Here is a 15,710-nt window from a genome sequence, read left to right on the forward strand (position 1 = left end):
CTGCGCTTTGCCATCCGCGAAGGCGGACGCACCGTCGGCGCCGGTGTCGTCGCCGACGTCTCAGAATAAGTACGGGCAGGATACAGGAGTGTAGCTCAACTGGTAGAGCACCGGTCTCCAAAACCGGGGGTTGGGGGTTCGATCCCCTCCACTCCTGCCAACCCGCTCTTGCACTTACATGATATGTCGACCATTTAAGATCATGAACCGAGAACCGTTTAGCAGGATTTAATGGCTAAGACTTCGCCGGCAGAATTCGTCCGTCAGGTGCGCCAGGAAGTGTCGCGCGTGACCTGGCCAACACGCAAAGAGGTCGCCGTGACCACGATTATGGTGTTCATCATGGTCACCGTACTGTCGATCTTCTTCCTTTTGGTTGACCAAGTCTTGTCGTTCGGCGTGCGTCAGATTCTGGGTCTTGGAGGATGACCATGGCTGAAACTACCACCCAGGACGGCAAGTGGTATATCGTCCATGCCTATTCCGGCTTCGAGAAAAAGGTTGCTCAGGCCATCAAGGATCAGGCTATTCGGAAGGGCATGGGCGACCTGATCCAGGAGGCGCTGGTACCGACCGAGGAAGTGGTCGAGATGCGCCGCGGTCAACGGGTCTCCAGCGAGCGTAAGTTCCTTCCCGGTTATGTGTTGGTGCGTATGGTGATGACCGACGAGACTTGGCATCTGGTCAAGAACACTGCCAAGGTCACGGGTTTTCTTGGCACCGGTAGCAAGCCCTCGCCGATCCGCCAGTCCGAGGCTGACCGCATTCTGCGCCAGGTGCAGGAGGGTATTGAGCGGCCGAAGCCCTCGATCCTCTTTGAGATCGGCGAGATGGTGCGCGTCTCGGACGGTCCCTTCGCCTCCTTTAACGGTATGGTTGAGGATATCGACGAGGACAAGGCGCGACTCAAGGTGGCGGTGACCATCTTCGGCCGTTCGACGCCCGTCGAACTCGAATATTCCCAAGTCGAGAAGCTTTAGAGAGCTTGACGTGAGGCCCTGTCCGGGGTATCCGCCGGGCTTCTAAACGCACGGGAGGCTCGCCACGGCCGCACCGCGCTCCCGAAAGGGGAAGTGATGGCGAAGAGGATCGACGGTTACATCAAGCTGCAGGTGCCGGCTGGCCAGGCCAACCCGTCACCGCCAATCGGCCCGGCGCTCGGTCAGCGCGGGCTGAATATCATGGAATTCTGTAAGGCCTTCAACGCGGCGACGCAGAGCCTTGAGCAGGGCGTACCGATTCCGACTGTGGTTACCGTCTATGGCGATCGTAGCTTCAGCTTCGAGACCAAGACGCCGCCGGCCAGCTTTTTCATCAAGAAAGCGGCGGGGCTTGACAAGGGCTCGGGCGAGACCGGACGGTCGGATCCCGTAGGTTCAGTCACCATGGCCCAGTTGCGTGATATTGCCGAAGCAAAAAATCCTGATCTCAACACCGATGACGTCGACGCCGCTTGCCGCATGCTGGCAGGCTCGGCCCGTTCGATGGGCATCACGGTAGTAGACTGAGCCATGGCCAGGAACAAAGGCAAGCGCATGCGCACCATTCGCGAAGGCCGCGATCCGGCAGCGCGGCACGAGATCGTCGCCGCTGTCGAGTTGATCAAGGCCGGAGCTACGGCGAAGTTCGACGAAACCATAGAGATTGCTCTTAACCTGGATGTCGATCCGCGCCACGCCGACCAGATGGTGCGCGGCATGGTCAGCCTGCCCCACGGCACGGGAAAGTCGATGCGCGTAGCCGTTTTTGCCAAGGACGCCAAAGCCGATGAGGCGCGTGAAGCGGGTGCGGATCTTGTCGGTGCGGATGATCTCGCGGCCAAGGTGCAGGAAGGCGAGATCGAATTCGACCGCTGCATTGCTACGCCGGACATGATGGCCGTGGTCGGCAAGCTGGGTAAGATCCTAGGGCCGCGCGGCCTCATGCCTAATCCGAAGCTCGGCACGGTAACCCCCAATGTGGTCCAGGCTGTCAAAGACGCCAAAGGCGGCCAGGTCGAGTTCCGCGTCGAGAAAGCGGGCGTTGTTCACGCCGGCATCGGTAAGGCCAGCTTTGATGTCTCCGCCCTGGTGGAGAATGTGAAAGCTTTTATCTCTGCAATCAACAAGGCGAAGCCGAGCGGTGCCAAGGGCCTGTTCCTGAAGCGCGCTGCACTGAGCTCTACCATGGGCACTGGCGTCAAGCTGGAGCCTGAGGAACTGATCAAGCTCTGACCGGCCCAGCCGGCGGAGGGACAAAGACCTGTCCGAGACCATGGGTGCCAAGGCGTGCGGCTGCGGCAGAAACGGGGAACCGGCCCATGCAGACAAGCGGAAGACCGAATCGCCGCGCGTGCTGCGGCATGCGGTCGCTGCCTCCCGGATAGGAAATGTGGTCCCGCAAGGGACCGGAGTTGTAACCGGACCTTCGCGCCGGGCGGGCATAGGCTCGTTGCAGCGGGGAGGCAGCGTCATGGAGGCGCGCCGTGGATCGAGCCGCAAAGAAAGCGATGGTCGCATCGCTGCACGAAGTTTTCAGCAATGCCACGGCCGTGGTGGTGAGCCACAATCTTGGTCTCACGGCGGGCGAGGCGACCGAACTGCGTCGTCAGATGCGGGCCGCGGGAGCCAGCTTCAAGGTCACCAAGAACAGCTTGACCAAGCTTGCCTTGGCGGACACGCCCTACGAGCATCTCGCCTCGTTGTTTAGCGGGCCAACAGCGATCGCCGTTTCAGAGGATCCCGTGGGGGCGGCCAAGGCGACCGTTGAGTTTGCCAAGGGAAACGACAACCTCGTCATTCTTGGTGGGGGGCTTGGTGAGAACACGCTTGCCGAAGTCGATGTCAAGAATCTCGCCAGCCTGCCATCGCTCGATGAACTGCGTGGCAAGCTGGTTGGGCTACTCAATGCCCCGGCCACCAAGATTGCCGGTGTACTCCAGGCCCCGGCGGGTCAGTTGGCGCGCGTTATCGACGCCCATGCAAATGCACAAGAGGCGGCCTGATCCCGGGCGCGCCAACGATCAAAAAATCTCAGACCAGGAGTAAGAAACATGGCTGATATCGAGAAGATTGCGGAAAAACTGTCCGCCCTGACGGTGCTGGAAGCATCGGAACTGGCCAAGTTGCTTGAGGATAAGTGGGGTGTTTCGGCCGCGGCGCCGGTGGCCGTAGCCGCTGCTCCGGCAGCCGGCGGCGGCGACGCCGCAGTAGAAGAGCAGACCGAGTTCGATGTCATTTTGGCGAGCTTCGGCGAGAAGAAGATCAACGTCATTAAGGAAATCCGCAGCATCACTGGCCTTGGGCTCAAGGAAGCCAAGGGGCTTGTCGAGGGCGTACCCAACCCCGTCAAGGAGGGTGTGTCCAAGGACGAGGCCGACGAGATCAAGGGTAAACTGGAAGGCGCCGGTGCCACCGTCGAAGTCAAATAGTCGCGAGCGAAACGGGGCCGTTGCCGTTTCGGTGGTGGCCTCTCTTGACATTCGGTGGTGTTTTTACGAAATTCATCGCTCGGCATAACTGACGGCAGCGACACCGTTCGACATAGTGAAACCGGATCCCATCCGGAAGCATCTGATCCGCCTCTGCGCCGCTTTCCATTAAGCGGGCGTAAGCGGCATCTTGCTCTCTTTTGGTGCGTTACGCGTGCTGTGAGGGGGTGCTTTCGTTGCATTCTGGCTAAGCCCGCATGGCTGTGGGCTCGCTGCTGTGCGTCAACCTCGTATTGAGGAGAAGGCATGACCCTGTCATTCACTGGGCGCAAGCGCATTCGCAAATCCTACGGCGGCTCTTTGGCAGTCGCATCGATGCCGAACCTGATCGAGGTTCAGCGGAACTCCTATGAAGCGTTCCTGCAAAAGGACGTGGAAATGCCTGAGCGCCGGGATGCCGGCCTGCAGGCTGTCTTTAATTCGGTGTTCCCGATTCGCGATTTTTCGGATTCTGCCCAGCTCCAATATGTCGCCTATGCTCTCGATTCACCCAAGTACGATGTAGAGGAATGCCAGCAGCGCGGCGTAACCTATGCTGCACCATTGCGCGTGACCCTGCGCCTCATCGTCTGGGATGTTGACGAGGAAACCGGTGCGCGCACGGTGCGTGATATCAAGGAACAGGACGTCTTCATGGGCGACATGCCGCTCATGACCGACAAGGGCACCTTTGTGATCAACGGCACGGAGCGTGTCATCGTTAGCCAGATGCACCGCTCGCCGGGCGTCTTCTTCGATCATGATAAGGGCAAAACCCACTCCTCGGGTAAATATCTCTTTGCGGCGCGGGTGATTCCCTATCGTGGCTCGTGGCTTGATTTCGAGTTCGATGCAAAGGACATCGTTTATGTCCGCGTTGATCGCCGTCGCAAGCTGCCGGTCACCACGCTGCTGCGCGCGCTCGGTCTCAATACCGAGGAAATTCTCGATCTCTTCTACGAGATGGTCGACTACAAGCGCAGCAAGAAGGGCTGGAGCGCACCCTTCGATCTCGAGCGCGTCAAGGGCACGCGGCTGGAGCGCGACCTGATCAACGCTAAGACCGGTAAGGTCGTGGCTGAGGCAGGCACGCGGGTCACGGCCCTTATTTCGCGCAGGTTGGCCGATAGCGGTTTCAATAGTCAACGCATCGAGCTTGACGACCTAATCGATCAGTTTTCGGCGCGCGAGATCGTCGATATGGAGAGCGGGCTGGTGATTGCCGAGGCGGGTGACGCCATTACCGAGGAGATGAGGGACGCTATCGCGGAGTCCAAAATCGGCGCGATCTCGGTGTTGGCCATGGGTCCCAATGTCGGTCCTTACATCCGCAACACGCTTGCCATCGACAAAAACCAGTCGCGTTCGGATGCTCTGACCGATATCTACCGGGTCATGCGCCCCGGCGAGCCGCCGACCGACGAGAGCGCGGAGCGTCTGTTCTACGATCTGTTTCTGAGCCCGCTGAAGCTTACTTCGCAGAGCGTCGACGTGCGCGACACGCCGAACAAGCGGGCTAAGCCCGTGGGGGCCCTCGATCGGGCCGCACTGCAGGGCAATGCTTGGGTGATCGATTCGCGCGACGGATTTTCGCTGATCGCGGTGTCCTGCTCCCTCGATTGGGGCGGACCGAACATGGGCTGGATCGCCAACGCGGATATGAACATCCTGCGCTCCGAGCGCTATGACCTCTCTGCTGTCGGGCGTGTGAAGATGAACTCGCGTCTCGAAGTCGAGTGTGATGATGAACTGCGCGAGCTGCGGCGTGCGGACATCACCGCTGTCGTCTCGACCCTTGTCGGTCTGAAGGACGGTCGTGGCGATATCGACGATATCGACCATCTCGGTAATCGGCGTGTGCGCTCGGTCGGCGAGCTGATGGAAAATCAGTATCGCGTCGGGCTGCTTCGCATGGAGCGGGCTATCCGCGAGCGTATGAGTTCGGTCGAGATTGATGCCGTGATGCCGCACGACCTGGTTAATTCCAAGCCGGCCGCGGCGGCGGTGCGGGAGTTCTTTGGCTCCTCGCAGCTCAGCCAGTTCATGGACCAAACCAATCCGTTGTCTGAGATCACTCATAAGCGGCGCCTGTCAGCACTTGGCCCGGGCGGCCTGACGCGCGAGCGTGCTGGCTTCGAGGTGCGCGACGTGCATCCCACCCATTACGGCCGCATATGTCCGGTTGAAACACCAGAGGGACCGAATATTGGCCTTATCAATAGTCTTGCGACCTATGCCAAGGTAAATAAATACGGGTTTATAGAATCGCCCTACCGTAAGGTGGTCAAGGGAAAGGTGACTGACGAAGTTGACTACCTCTCGGCCACGGACGAAGCGCGGCACACCATTGCTCAGGCCAATGCGCCACTTAATGCCAGCGGACGTTTCCAGCGCGATCTGGTGAGCTGTCGCGTTAATGGTGATTTTGTCATGACCTCACCGGAGAATGTCGATTACATCGATGTTTCACCGAAACAGCTGGTCTCCGTTGCTGCAGCCCTGATCCCGTTTCTTGAGAACGATGATGCCAACCGCGCACTGATGGGCTCGAACATGCAGCGCCAAGCGGTACCGCTAATCCAGGCCCAGGCGCCGCTTGTTGGCACAGGCATGGAGGAGGTCGTGGCACGCGACTCGGGCGCTACCGTGGTGGCGCGCCGGGCCGGTGTGGTTGACCAGGTCGATGTCCGGCGCGTCGTTATCCGGGTCACGGCCGAAGACAGCGAGGGCTCTGCCGGCGTCGATATTTACAACCTTTTGAAGTTCCAGCGCTCGAACCAGAACACCTGCATCAACCAGCGGCCGTTGGTGAAGGTGGGTGATCGGGTGGTGGCCGGCGACGTGATCGCCGACGGTCCTTCGACTGAACTCGGCGAGCTGGCGCTTGGGCGCAACGTGCTCGTCGCCTTTATGCCCTGGAATGGCTATAACTTTGAGGACTCCATCCTCATCTCCGAGCGTATCGTCCGTGACGACGTCTTCACCTCGATTCATATCGAGGAATTCGAGGTTATGGCTCGCGATACCAAGCTCGGGCCAGAGGAGATCACGCGCGACATCCCCAACGTTGGCGAAGAGGCGCTGAAGAACCTCGACGAGGCGGGCATCGTCTATATCGGCGCCGAAGTGAAGCCGAACGATATTCTTGTCGGTAAGATCACGCCCAAGGGCGAATCGCCTATGACGCCCGAGGAGAAGCTGCTGCGTGCCATCTTCGGCGAAAAGGCGTCCGATGTGCGTGATACGTCGCTGCGCTTACCGCCTGGCGTCTCGGGTACGATTGTCGAGGTCCGGGTCTTCTCCCGTCGTGGCATCGACAAGGACGAGCGCGCACTCGCCATCGAGCGTGCCGAGATTGATCGTCTGGCCAAGGACCGCGATGACGAGCGCATGATCATCGAGGGCGATATTTACGATCGTCTGAAAAACATGCTGCTCAACCGGCAGATCGTGGCCGGGCCCAAGGGCTGCAAGGTTGGCAGCAAGATCACCCAGGCTGTGCTCGAAGAATACGGGCATGGCCAGTGGTGGCAGTTTGCGGTCAAGGTCGAAAAAGTGATGGGGCACGTCGAGGCGCTTAAGCGAGAGCTCGATGTTGCCAACGAGGCGCTTGGCGCGCGCTTCCAGGACAAGGTCGAGAAAGTGCAGTCCGGCGACGAGCTGCTGCCGGGCGTGCTCAAGATGGTCAAGGTCTTCGTGGCCGTGAAGCGTAAGCTGCAGCCTGGGGACAAGATGGCCGGTCGCCACGGTAACAAGGGTGTCATCTCCAAGATCATGCCGATCGAGGACATGCCCTATCTCGAAGATGGTACGCCGCTCGACATCGTGCTCAACCCGCTCGGGGTGCCCTCGCGCATGAATGTCGGACAGATTCTGGAGACCCATCTCGGTTGGGCGACGCGTGCGCTTGGTCGCGAGGTCGGCGAGCTGCTCAACGATGCCACGAGCAAGGGCGGTGAGACCAAGCAGATCCGTGCCCGTCTTGGCGATATCTATGGCAAAAAAGTAGTCAAAGACGTCTTCAAAACCATGGACGACGAGGAGATCATGGAACTCGCCGGCAATCTTCGTCCCGGCGTGCCAATCTCGACGCCGGTGTTTGACGGCGCGCATGAGGCCAATATCATCGAGCTTCTCGAGCAGGCCGGCCTGGACGTGTCCGGGCAGGTGACGCTCACGGACGGGCGCACAGGTGAGACCTTCGACCGAAAGGTGACGGTGGGTTACATCTACATGCTTAAGCTTCATCACCTGGTTGATGACAAGATCCATGCCCGCTCCATCGGCCCCTACAGCCTCGTGACCCAGCAGCCGCTGGGCGGAAAGGCCCAATTCGGCGGCCAGCGTTTCGGCGAGATGGAGGTCTGGGCACTGCAGGCTTACGGTGCAGCTTACACCCTGCAGGAGATGTTGACGGTTAAGTCCGACGATGTCTCCGGCCGTACCAAGGCATACGAGGCGATAGTGCGCGGTGAAAACAATTTCGAGGCCGGCATTCCAGAATCCTTCAATGTGCTGGTGAAGGAATTGCAGTCCCTCGGACTCGACGTCGACCTGGTGGAGAGAAAGTGAGCAAGCGGCACGCCGCGAGCGCACAGGAGCGTAGTAAATGAATGATTTGATGAGCATCTTCACACCGGCCGCAACTACGCGTCGGTTCGACGATATCCGTATCTCGATCGCCAGCCCGGAGAAGATCCGGTCGTGGTCGTACGGTGAGGTGAAGAAGCCCGAGACCATCAACTACCGCACTTTCAAACCTGAACGCGACGGCCTGTTCTGTGCCAAGATCTTCGGGCCGATTAAGGACTACGAATGCTTGTGCGGTAAATATAAACGCATGAAGCATCGTGGCATCGTCTGCGAGAAGTGTGGCGTGGAGGTGATCCAGGCAAAGGTGCGGCGCGAGCGCATGGGTCATGTCGAGCTGGCCTCACCCGTGGCTCACATCTGGTTTCTCAAGTCGCTGCCGTCTCGCATCGGCACGCTACTCGATATGACTCTCAAAGAGATCGAGCGGATTCTCTATTTTGAGAATTACGTTGTGACCGAACCGGGCCTGACGCCGCTCAAGCAGAATGAGCTGATCACCGAGGACGCCTATCTCGAATATCTCGACGAATATGGCGATGATGCTTTCGAGGCGGGCATCGGTGCCGAGGCCATTCGCGACATGCTGATTGCGATCGACCTGGAAGAAGAGCGTGTGACGCTGCGCGAGGACTTGGCCCAGACCGGCTCCGAGGCCAAGCGCAAGAAGTTCATCAAGCGCCTCAAGCTCGTAGAGGCCTTCATCGAGTCGCGCAATCGTCCAGAGTGGATGATTCTTGAGGTGGTGCCGGTAATCCCGCCGGAGTTGCGCCCGCTGGTGCCACTCGACGGCGGTCGCTTTGCGACCTCCGATCTTAACGATCTCTATCGTCGCGTCATTAATCGTAATAACCGCCTCAAGCGGCTGTTGGAGCTGCGCGCGCCTGATATCATCGTGCGCAATGAAAAGCGCATGCTGCAGGAGTCCGTGGACGCCCTGTTTGACAACGGCCGCCGCGGCCGCGTCATCACCGGCGCCAACAAGCGGCCGTTGAAGTCGCTCGCTGATATGCTTAAGGGTAAGCAGGGTCGCTTCCGGCAGAACCTGCTTGGCAAGCGCTGCGACTATTCTGGTCGCTCGGTGATCGTGGTGGGACCTGAACTTAAACTGCACGAGTGTGGGCTACCCAAGAAGATGGCGCTCGAGTTGTTCAAGCCCTTCATCTACTCCAGGCTCGAGCTCTACGGTATGGCCACCACCATAAAGGCGGCCAAGCGCATGGTGGAGAAGGAGCGTCCCGAGATCTGGGATATCTTGGAGGAGGTGATCCGCGAGCATCCAGTACTGCTCAACCGGGCACCAACGCTGCATCGCCTCGGTATCCAGGCCTTTGAGCCCAAGCTCATCGAGGGTAAGGCGATCCAGCTGCATCCACTGGTCTGTGCTGCCTTCAATGCCGATTTCGACGGCGACCAAATGGCCGTGCATGTGCCCCTGTCGCTGGAGGCCCAGCTTGAGGCACGGGTTTTGATGATGTCGACCAACAACATTCTCAGCCCGGCCAACGGCAAGCCGATCATCGTGCCGACCCAGGATATCGTGCTTGGTCTCTACTATCTGACGATCGAGCGCGAGGGCCTAGCGGGCGAGGGCATGACATTCGCTTCGGTATCGGAGATCGAGCACGCTTGTGAGAACGGGACGCTACACCTGCATGCTAGGATCAAGGCGCGCTACCATACGGTCGACGCGGAGAGCAATCCGGTTGCCGAGGTTGTCGATACGACACCCGGGCGCATGCTGCTTTCGGAAATTTTGCCGCGACATCCGCGTATCAGCTTTGACCTGATCAATCGCCTGCTGACCAAGAAGGAACTGACCCAGGTCATCGATGAGGTCTATCGGCACTGCGGTCAGAAAGAGACGGTTCTGTTCGCGGATCACATCATGGCGATGGGCTTCTCGCGCGCCTGCCGCGCCGGCATCTCTTTCGGCAAGGATGATATGGTCGTTCCGGAGGCCAAGGAGGCCCTGGTGAACGATACCCGAGACATGGTCAAAGAGTTTGAGCGTCAATATGCTGAAGGCCTGATCACCCAAGGCGAGAAGTACAACAAGGTCATCGACATCTGGTCCCAGTGCACGGACAAGGTGGCGGACGCGATGATGGCTGGCATTGCTGGCGGTGACGCGGGCGACACCTCGCTCAACTCGGTCTATATGATGGCCCATTCCGGTGCCCGTGGCTCGCCAGCGCAGATGAAGCAGTTGGCCGGCATGCGTGGTCTCATGGCCAAGCCATCGGGCGAGATTATCGAGACGCCGATCATCTCCAATTTTAAAGAGGGGCTGACGGTTCTCGAATATTTCAACTCTACCCACGGCGCCCGCAAGGGGCTAGCGGATACGGCGCTGAAGACCGCGAATTCAGGCTACCTGACGCGCCGTCTCGTTGATGTTGCCCAGGATGTGATCATCACCGAGATAGATTGTGGCACAATCGCGGGCCTCGATGTGGCGGCGGTGGTCGAAGGTGCCGAGGTGATCGCGCCGCTGGCCGACCGCATTCTCGGGCGTACCGCCTCGATCGATATCCTCGATCCGGTTAGCGACAAGGTGCTGGTGCCGAGCGCCTGTTTGATCGATGAAGCCGCGGTGCTGGCTGTCGAGGCGGCCGGCGTCGAACACGTCAAGATCCGCTCGGTGCTGACCTGCGAGACCGAGGAAGGCGTTTGCGCTGTCTGCTACGGTCGCGATCTTGCGCGCGGCACGGTGGTTAATGTTGGTGAGGCCGTGGGCGTTATCGCCGCCCAGTCGATCGGTGAGCCTGGCACCCAACTCACCATGCGTACCTTCCACATCGGTGGTGCTGTCAGCCAGACTGCCCAGCAGTCGGCCATCGAGAGCACCATCGACGGCACACTTACGGTGGAGAACCGCAACGCGGTAAACGATTCGACGGGCACTCCCGTGATCATGAGTCGCAATTGCGAGCTCGTGGTTAAAGACGAGCAGGGCCGCGAGCGGGCACGGCATCGTGTCCCCTATGGCAGCCGCCTGTTGGTCGATGATGCTCAGCCGGTCAGTCGTGGCACCAAGCTTGCTGAGTGGGACCCGCACATGCGGCCCGTGATCAGCGAGAAGTCTGGCACGGTCAAGTATCTCGATCTGGTTGAGGCTGTGACCATGCGCGAGGAGGTTGACGAGGCGACCGGCATCGCCAGTCGCCGCGTCATCGAGTGGAAGCAGACTGGCAAGACCGGTGAACTGCGTCCACGTATTCTCCTGGTCGATGAGAGTGGCGAGCCGGTGACCCTATCGAACGGCCGCGACGCTCAGTTCGAGCTACCCATCAATGCCGTGCTCAGCGTTGAAGTGGATGACAGCGTCCATGCTGGTGACGTGCTGGCGCGGATCCCGCTCGAGGGCTCGAAGGCACGCGACATTACTGGTGGCCTGCCGCGCGTGGCAGAGCTGTTCGAGGCGCGCAAGCCCAAGGAATTCGCGATCATGAGCGAAAGCGACGGGCGGGTCGAGTTCGGAAAGGATTACAAGGCCAAGCGCCGCGTGGTGGTGGTACCCGAGGAAGAGGGCGCGGAGCCTTCCGAGTATCTTATTCCGAAGGGCAAGCCCATCACCGTTCAGGAGGGAGATCTCGTCCGCAAGGGCGATCTTCTGATGGATGGTAGCCGGGTGCCGCACGACATTCTCAAGGTGCTCGGTGTGGCGGAACTTGCATCGTACCTGATCGACGAAATCCAAGAGGTCTATCGCCTGCAGGGCGTGAAGATCAACGATAAGCACATCGAGGTGATTACGCGCCAGATGCTGCAGAAGATTGAGATCGACGATCCCGGCGAGACCACGTTCCTCAATGGCGAGCAGGTTGATAAGGTGGAGTTCCGCGAGGTCAACCACAAGGCCGAGACCGATGGGCGGCGTATCGCGACCGCGACGCCAGTGCTGCAAGGCATCACCAAAGCTAGCTTGCAGACCAATTCCTTCATTTCGGCGGCATCGTTCCAGGAAACCACGCGTGTACTGACAGATGCCGCTGTGACCGGACGTTCTGACCGGCTCCACGGGCTTAAGGAGAACGTCATAGTCGGACGCCTGATTCCGGCCGGCACGGGCCGTTTTATGAACATTATGAAGGGGGTCGCCGGCACCCGGGATCGGGAGATCATCGAGGCGCGTCAGGCGGTGGCGGCTGCCGAGGCCGACGCGGGCCAGGCTCTCATCGAAGCGGAGGAGTCTGGGGCCGCTTGACGGCCTTCTCCTTGGGTCCAGAAACTGTAGGGAAAACCCGTAAATCTAGGGGTTTTCGGGCAACGTTTTGCGCTTGACGACCACCAGGGCCGTCCATAGTATGCGCGCCTCATTCGGGGGGTAGGTGGTAGGTGTCCTGCCTAGACGCTGCCCCCGATAGGCGATCGCAACGGTTGCCGCAACGTGGAACATAACCGACCGTCGGGGCAGCCGTCGCGGGTCCTGCTGATCTCAGCGGAGAAACGTGGGCGTCTCGGTGGTGTTTGGCTTGCAAGCTGGTCGCTATGCCAAGGGCGGCCGACCGGTAGCGCAGGCGTGTCTTGGTGTTTTTGCGGACGGTAGGCGAGAGGAATAGTCTGTGCCGACGATCAATCAACTGGTGCGCAAGGGCCGACAGCGTCAAGTGGAGCATAACAAGGTGCCGGCGCTCGAAGCCTGTCCGCAGAAACGCGGGGTCTGCACGCGCGTCTATACGACCACGCCGAAAAAGCCGAACTCGGCGCTGCGCAAGGTCGCGCGTGTGCGCCTGACCAATAGCTTTGAGGTCACCAGCTACATTCCTGGCGAGGGCCATAACCTTCAGGAGCACTCGGTGGTGATGATCCGCGGTGGTCGCGTCAAGGATCTTCCTGGCGTGCGCTACCATATCATTCGCGGCACGCTGGATACTGAAGGTGTCAATGATCGCCGCCAGCGGCGCTCCAAGTACGGCGCCAAGCGTCCCAAATAGGCGGGAGTTTAGAATATGTCACGCCGGCACGCCGCGGAAAAACGCGAGATCTTGGGCGATGCTAAATTTGGCGACGTCGTTGTCACCAAGTTCATGAATAATCTGATGCACGACGGCAAGAAGTCGTGCGCGGAGCGAATTGTGTATGGCGCGTTCGATCGTATCGCCGGGCGCAACAGTGGCGATCCGTTGCAGCTCTTTCACGATGCGCTCGAGAACGTGAAGCCCAATGTTGAAGTGAAGTCGCGTCGCGTCGGCGGCGCCACCTATCAGGTGCCGGTGGAGGTTCGCAACGACCGTCGCCAAGCGCTTGCCATTCGCTGGCTTATTGATGCGGCGCGCAATCGGTCGGAAAAAACCATGGTCGAGCGCCTGTCGAACGAACTCATGGATGCTGCGGTGAATCGCGGTTCTGCGGTGAAGAAGCGGGAGGATACACATCGCATGGCTGAAGCCAACAAAGCCTTTTCCCATTATCGCTGGTAGGCTGGCGCAGCGGATAATCTGAGGAATCTGAAGTATGTCCCGCACCACGCCTCTGTCCTGGTACCGCAATATCGGCATCATGGCCCACATCGACGCCGGGAAGACGACGGCAACGGAGCGCATCTTGTTCTATACCGGGCGCTCCCACAAGATCGGTGAGGTTCATCATGGCGCTGCGACCATGGACTGGATGGAGCAGGAGCAGGAGCGCGGTATCACCATCACGTCTGCCGCGACGACGTGCTATTGGCGCGAGCACCAGATTAACATTATCGACACGCCGGGCCACGTCGACTTTACGATCGAGGTCGAGCGCAGCTTGCGTGTGCTCGATGGTTCTGTCTGCGTCTTCGACAGCGTCGCCGGCGTCGAGCCGCAGTCGGAGACGGTTTGGCGTCAGGCCGACCGCTACGGAGTGCCGCGTATCTGTTTTGTCAACAAGATGGACCGTATCGGCGCCGACTTTATGCGCTGCGTGGATATGATCGTCGATCGCCTCGGTGCCACACCCCTGGTGGTGCAGCTGCCGGTTGGTGCCGAGGCCGATTATGCCGGTGTCGTGGACCTCGTGCGCATGAAGGCCGTTCTCTGGCGCGACGAGAGCCTTGGTGCGGAGTTCGACGCAGTGGAGATCCCGGGCGAGCTTACCGATCTTGCGACGGAATACCGCGAGAAGCTGATCGAGGCTGCGGTAGAACAGGACGACGACGTCCTGGAGGCATTTCTCGAAGGGGAGGAGCCGGACGAGGAGACGCTGATCCGCTGCATTCGCAAAGGCACCATCACCGGCGCCTTTGTGCCCGTGCTCAACGGCTCGGCCTTCAAGAACAAGGGCGTGCAGCCGCTGCTCGACGCCGTGGTCGACTATATGCCGGCGCCGACCGACATTGCGGCAATCAAGGGCACCCTGCCTGACAGCGAGGAGCCAGCCGAGCGCATTAGCTCCGATGATGAGCCTTTCGCGGCTCTCGCCTTTAAGGTCATGAACGACCAACATGTCGGGTCTCTGACCTTCGCTCGTGTCTATTCTGGCGTGGTCCAGACTGGGCAATCGGTGCTCAACTCGGTCAAGGGTAAACGCGAACGGGTTGGGCGTATGCTAGCCATGCACGCCAACCACCGCGAGGACATTGAAGCTGCGCGGGCCGGCGATATCGTAGCGATTTGTGGACTCAAGAACACCACCACCGGTGACACACTGTGTGATGCTAAGAAGGCGGTTATTCTCGAGCGCATGGAGTTCCCTGAGCCGGTCATCGAGGTCGCGGTCGAGCCACGCACAAAAGGTGATCAGGAGAAGATGGGTGTAGCACTCGGTCGCCTGGCGATGGAGGATCCGTCCTTCCGTGTGGCCAGCGATGCCGAGAGCGGCCAGACTCTGATCAAGGGCATGGGCGAACTCCACCTCGACATCATAGTCGACCGCCTCAAGCGCGAGTTCAAGGTGGGCGCCAATGTCGGCGCGCCGCAGGTGGCCTATCGCGAGACGATTACGCAGGCGGCCGAGGTCGATTACACTCACAAGAAGCAGACCGGCGGCTCTGGACAGTTTGCGCGCATGAAGCTACGCCTCGAGCCAGGTAAGAAAGGCGAAGGGCTTACCTTTGAGAGCGTAGTGGTCGGCGGCAACGTGCCGCGCGAATACATTCCCGGTGTCCGAAAAGGCGTTGCCGGTGCCATGAATGGCGGCATTGTTGCCGGTTATCCTGTGATCGACGTTAAGGCAACTTTGCTCGACGGAGACCACCACGAGGTAGATTCGTCCGTCATGGCTTTCGAACTGGCGGCGCGCGCCGCGGCGCGCGAAGCGCTCGGCCAGGGGTCGCCCAAGCTGCTTGAGCCGGTGATGCGCGTCGAGGTGGTTACTCCTGACGGGTATATGGGCGACGTGATCGGTGACCTGAAGAGCCGTCGCGGCCAAATCCAGGGCATGGATGCTAGCGGCAATGCAACTACCGTGTGCGCTATGGTGCCCCTGGCGACCATGTTCGGCTATGTCAACAGCTTGCGCTCTCTGACTCAGGGTAGGGCGCAATACAGTATGTTTTTCGACCATTACGAGCCGGTGCCACAAATGGTCGCAGAAGAGGTACGGGCGAAACTCGCCTAGATATGAAACAGTGCTGTAGCAATAGATCGTGTAACAGGCTATATGCAGCAAATAGATAAGCGTCAAGGAACGGAGTCATAAGAGCGATGGCGAAGGAAAAATTTGAACGTACGAAGCCGCACGTAAATGTTGGCAC

The 15,710-nt window shown here is 59.8% G+C and carries 12 protein-coding genes and 1 tRNA gene; all 13 read left to right on the top strand.

The window, feature by feature from the left end:
* Complete coding sequence (locus tag QF629_12685) at window positions 1-69, top strand: hypothetical protein (protein ID MDP6014380.1); 69 nt, start codon at window positions 1-3, stop codon at window positions 67-69.
* 15 nt (window positions 70-84) lie between these two features.
* Window positions 85-160, top strand: a tRNA-Trp gene (locus QF629_12690).
* Window positions 161-231: 71 nt separating this feature from the next.
* Window positions 232-429, top strand: coding sequence for a preprotein translocase subunit SecE (gene secE, locus QF629_12695; protein MDP6014381.1), 198 nt, complete (start codon window positions 232-234; stop codon window positions 427-429).
* Between the two features lie 2 nt (window positions 430-431).
* Entirely contained in the window at window positions 432-980 is a 549-nt protein-coding gene (nusG, locus tag QF629_12700; protein ID MDP6014382.1) for a transcription termination/antitermination protein NusG, read from the top strand.
* A gap of 96 nt (window positions 981-1,076) precedes the next feature.
* Window positions 1,077-1,508: a 50S ribosomal protein L11 gene (gene rplK, locus QF629_12705; protein ID MDP6014383.1), complete on the top strand. Its 432-nt coding sequence runs from the start codon at window positions 1,077-1,079 to the stop codon at window positions 1,506-1,508.
* A 3-nt stretch (window positions 1,509-1,511) separates the two neighbouring features.
* Window positions 1,512-2,213: a 50S ribosomal protein L1 gene (gene rplA / locus QF629_12710; protein ID MDP6014384.1), complete on the top strand. Its 702-nt coding sequence runs from the start codon at window positions 1,512-1,514 to the stop codon at window positions 2,211-2,213.
* A gap of 251 nt (window positions 2,214-2,464) precedes the next feature.
* Window positions 2,465-2,983, top strand: coding sequence for a 50S ribosomal protein L10 (gene rplJ / locus QF629_12715; GenBank protein ID MDP6014385.1), 519 nt, complete (start codon window positions 2,465-2,467; stop codon window positions 2,981-2,983).
* A gap of 48 nt (window positions 2,984-3,031) precedes the next feature.
* Entirely contained in the window at window positions 3,032-3,409 is a 378-nt protein-coding gene (gene rplL / locus QF629_12720) for a 50S ribosomal protein L7/L12 (GenBank protein ID MDP6014386.1), read from the top strand.
* Between the two features lie 306 nt (window positions 3,410-3,715).
* The gene (gene rpoB, locus QF629_12725) at window positions 3,716-8,020 is read left to right on the top strand and encodes a DNA-directed RNA polymerase subunit beta (GenBank protein MDP6014387.1); all 4,305 of its coding nucleotides are present in this window, start codon (window positions 3,716-3,718) and stop codon (window positions 8,018-8,020) included.
* A gap of 37 nt (window positions 8,021-8,057) precedes the next feature.
* Complete coding sequence (rpoC, locus tag QF629_12730) at window positions 8,058-12,248, top strand: DNA-directed RNA polymerase subunit beta' (protein ID MDP6014388.1); 4,191 nt, start codon at window positions 8,058-8,060, stop codon at window positions 12,246-12,248.
* 358 nt (window positions 12,249-12,606) lie between these two features.
* Window positions 12,607-12,978: a 30S ribosomal protein S12 gene (gene rpsL / locus QF629_12735; GenBank protein MDP6014389.1), complete on the top strand. Its 372-nt coding sequence runs from the start codon at window positions 12,607-12,609 to the stop codon at window positions 12,976-12,978.
* A gap of 15 nt (window positions 12,979-12,993) precedes the next feature.
* A complete protein-coding gene (gene rpsG / locus QF629_12740; GenBank protein ID MDP6014390.1) occupies window positions 12,994-13,464 on the top strand; it encodes a 30S ribosomal protein S7 in 471 nt (156 codons plus the stop codon).
* Window positions 13,465-13,498: 34 nt separating this feature from the next.
* Window positions 13,499-15,574, top strand: coding sequence for an elongation factor G (gene fusA, locus QF629_12745; GenBank protein MDP6014391.1), 2,076 nt, complete (start codon window positions 13,499-13,501; stop codon window positions 15,572-15,574).
* Window positions 15,575-15,710: the final 136 nt, after the last annotated feature.

The sequence above is a fragment of the Alphaproteobacteria bacterium genome, from assembly GCA_030739735.1.
Taxonomy (GTDB): domain Bacteria; phylum Pseudomonadota; class Alphaproteobacteria; order UBA7887; family UBA7887; genus UBA7887.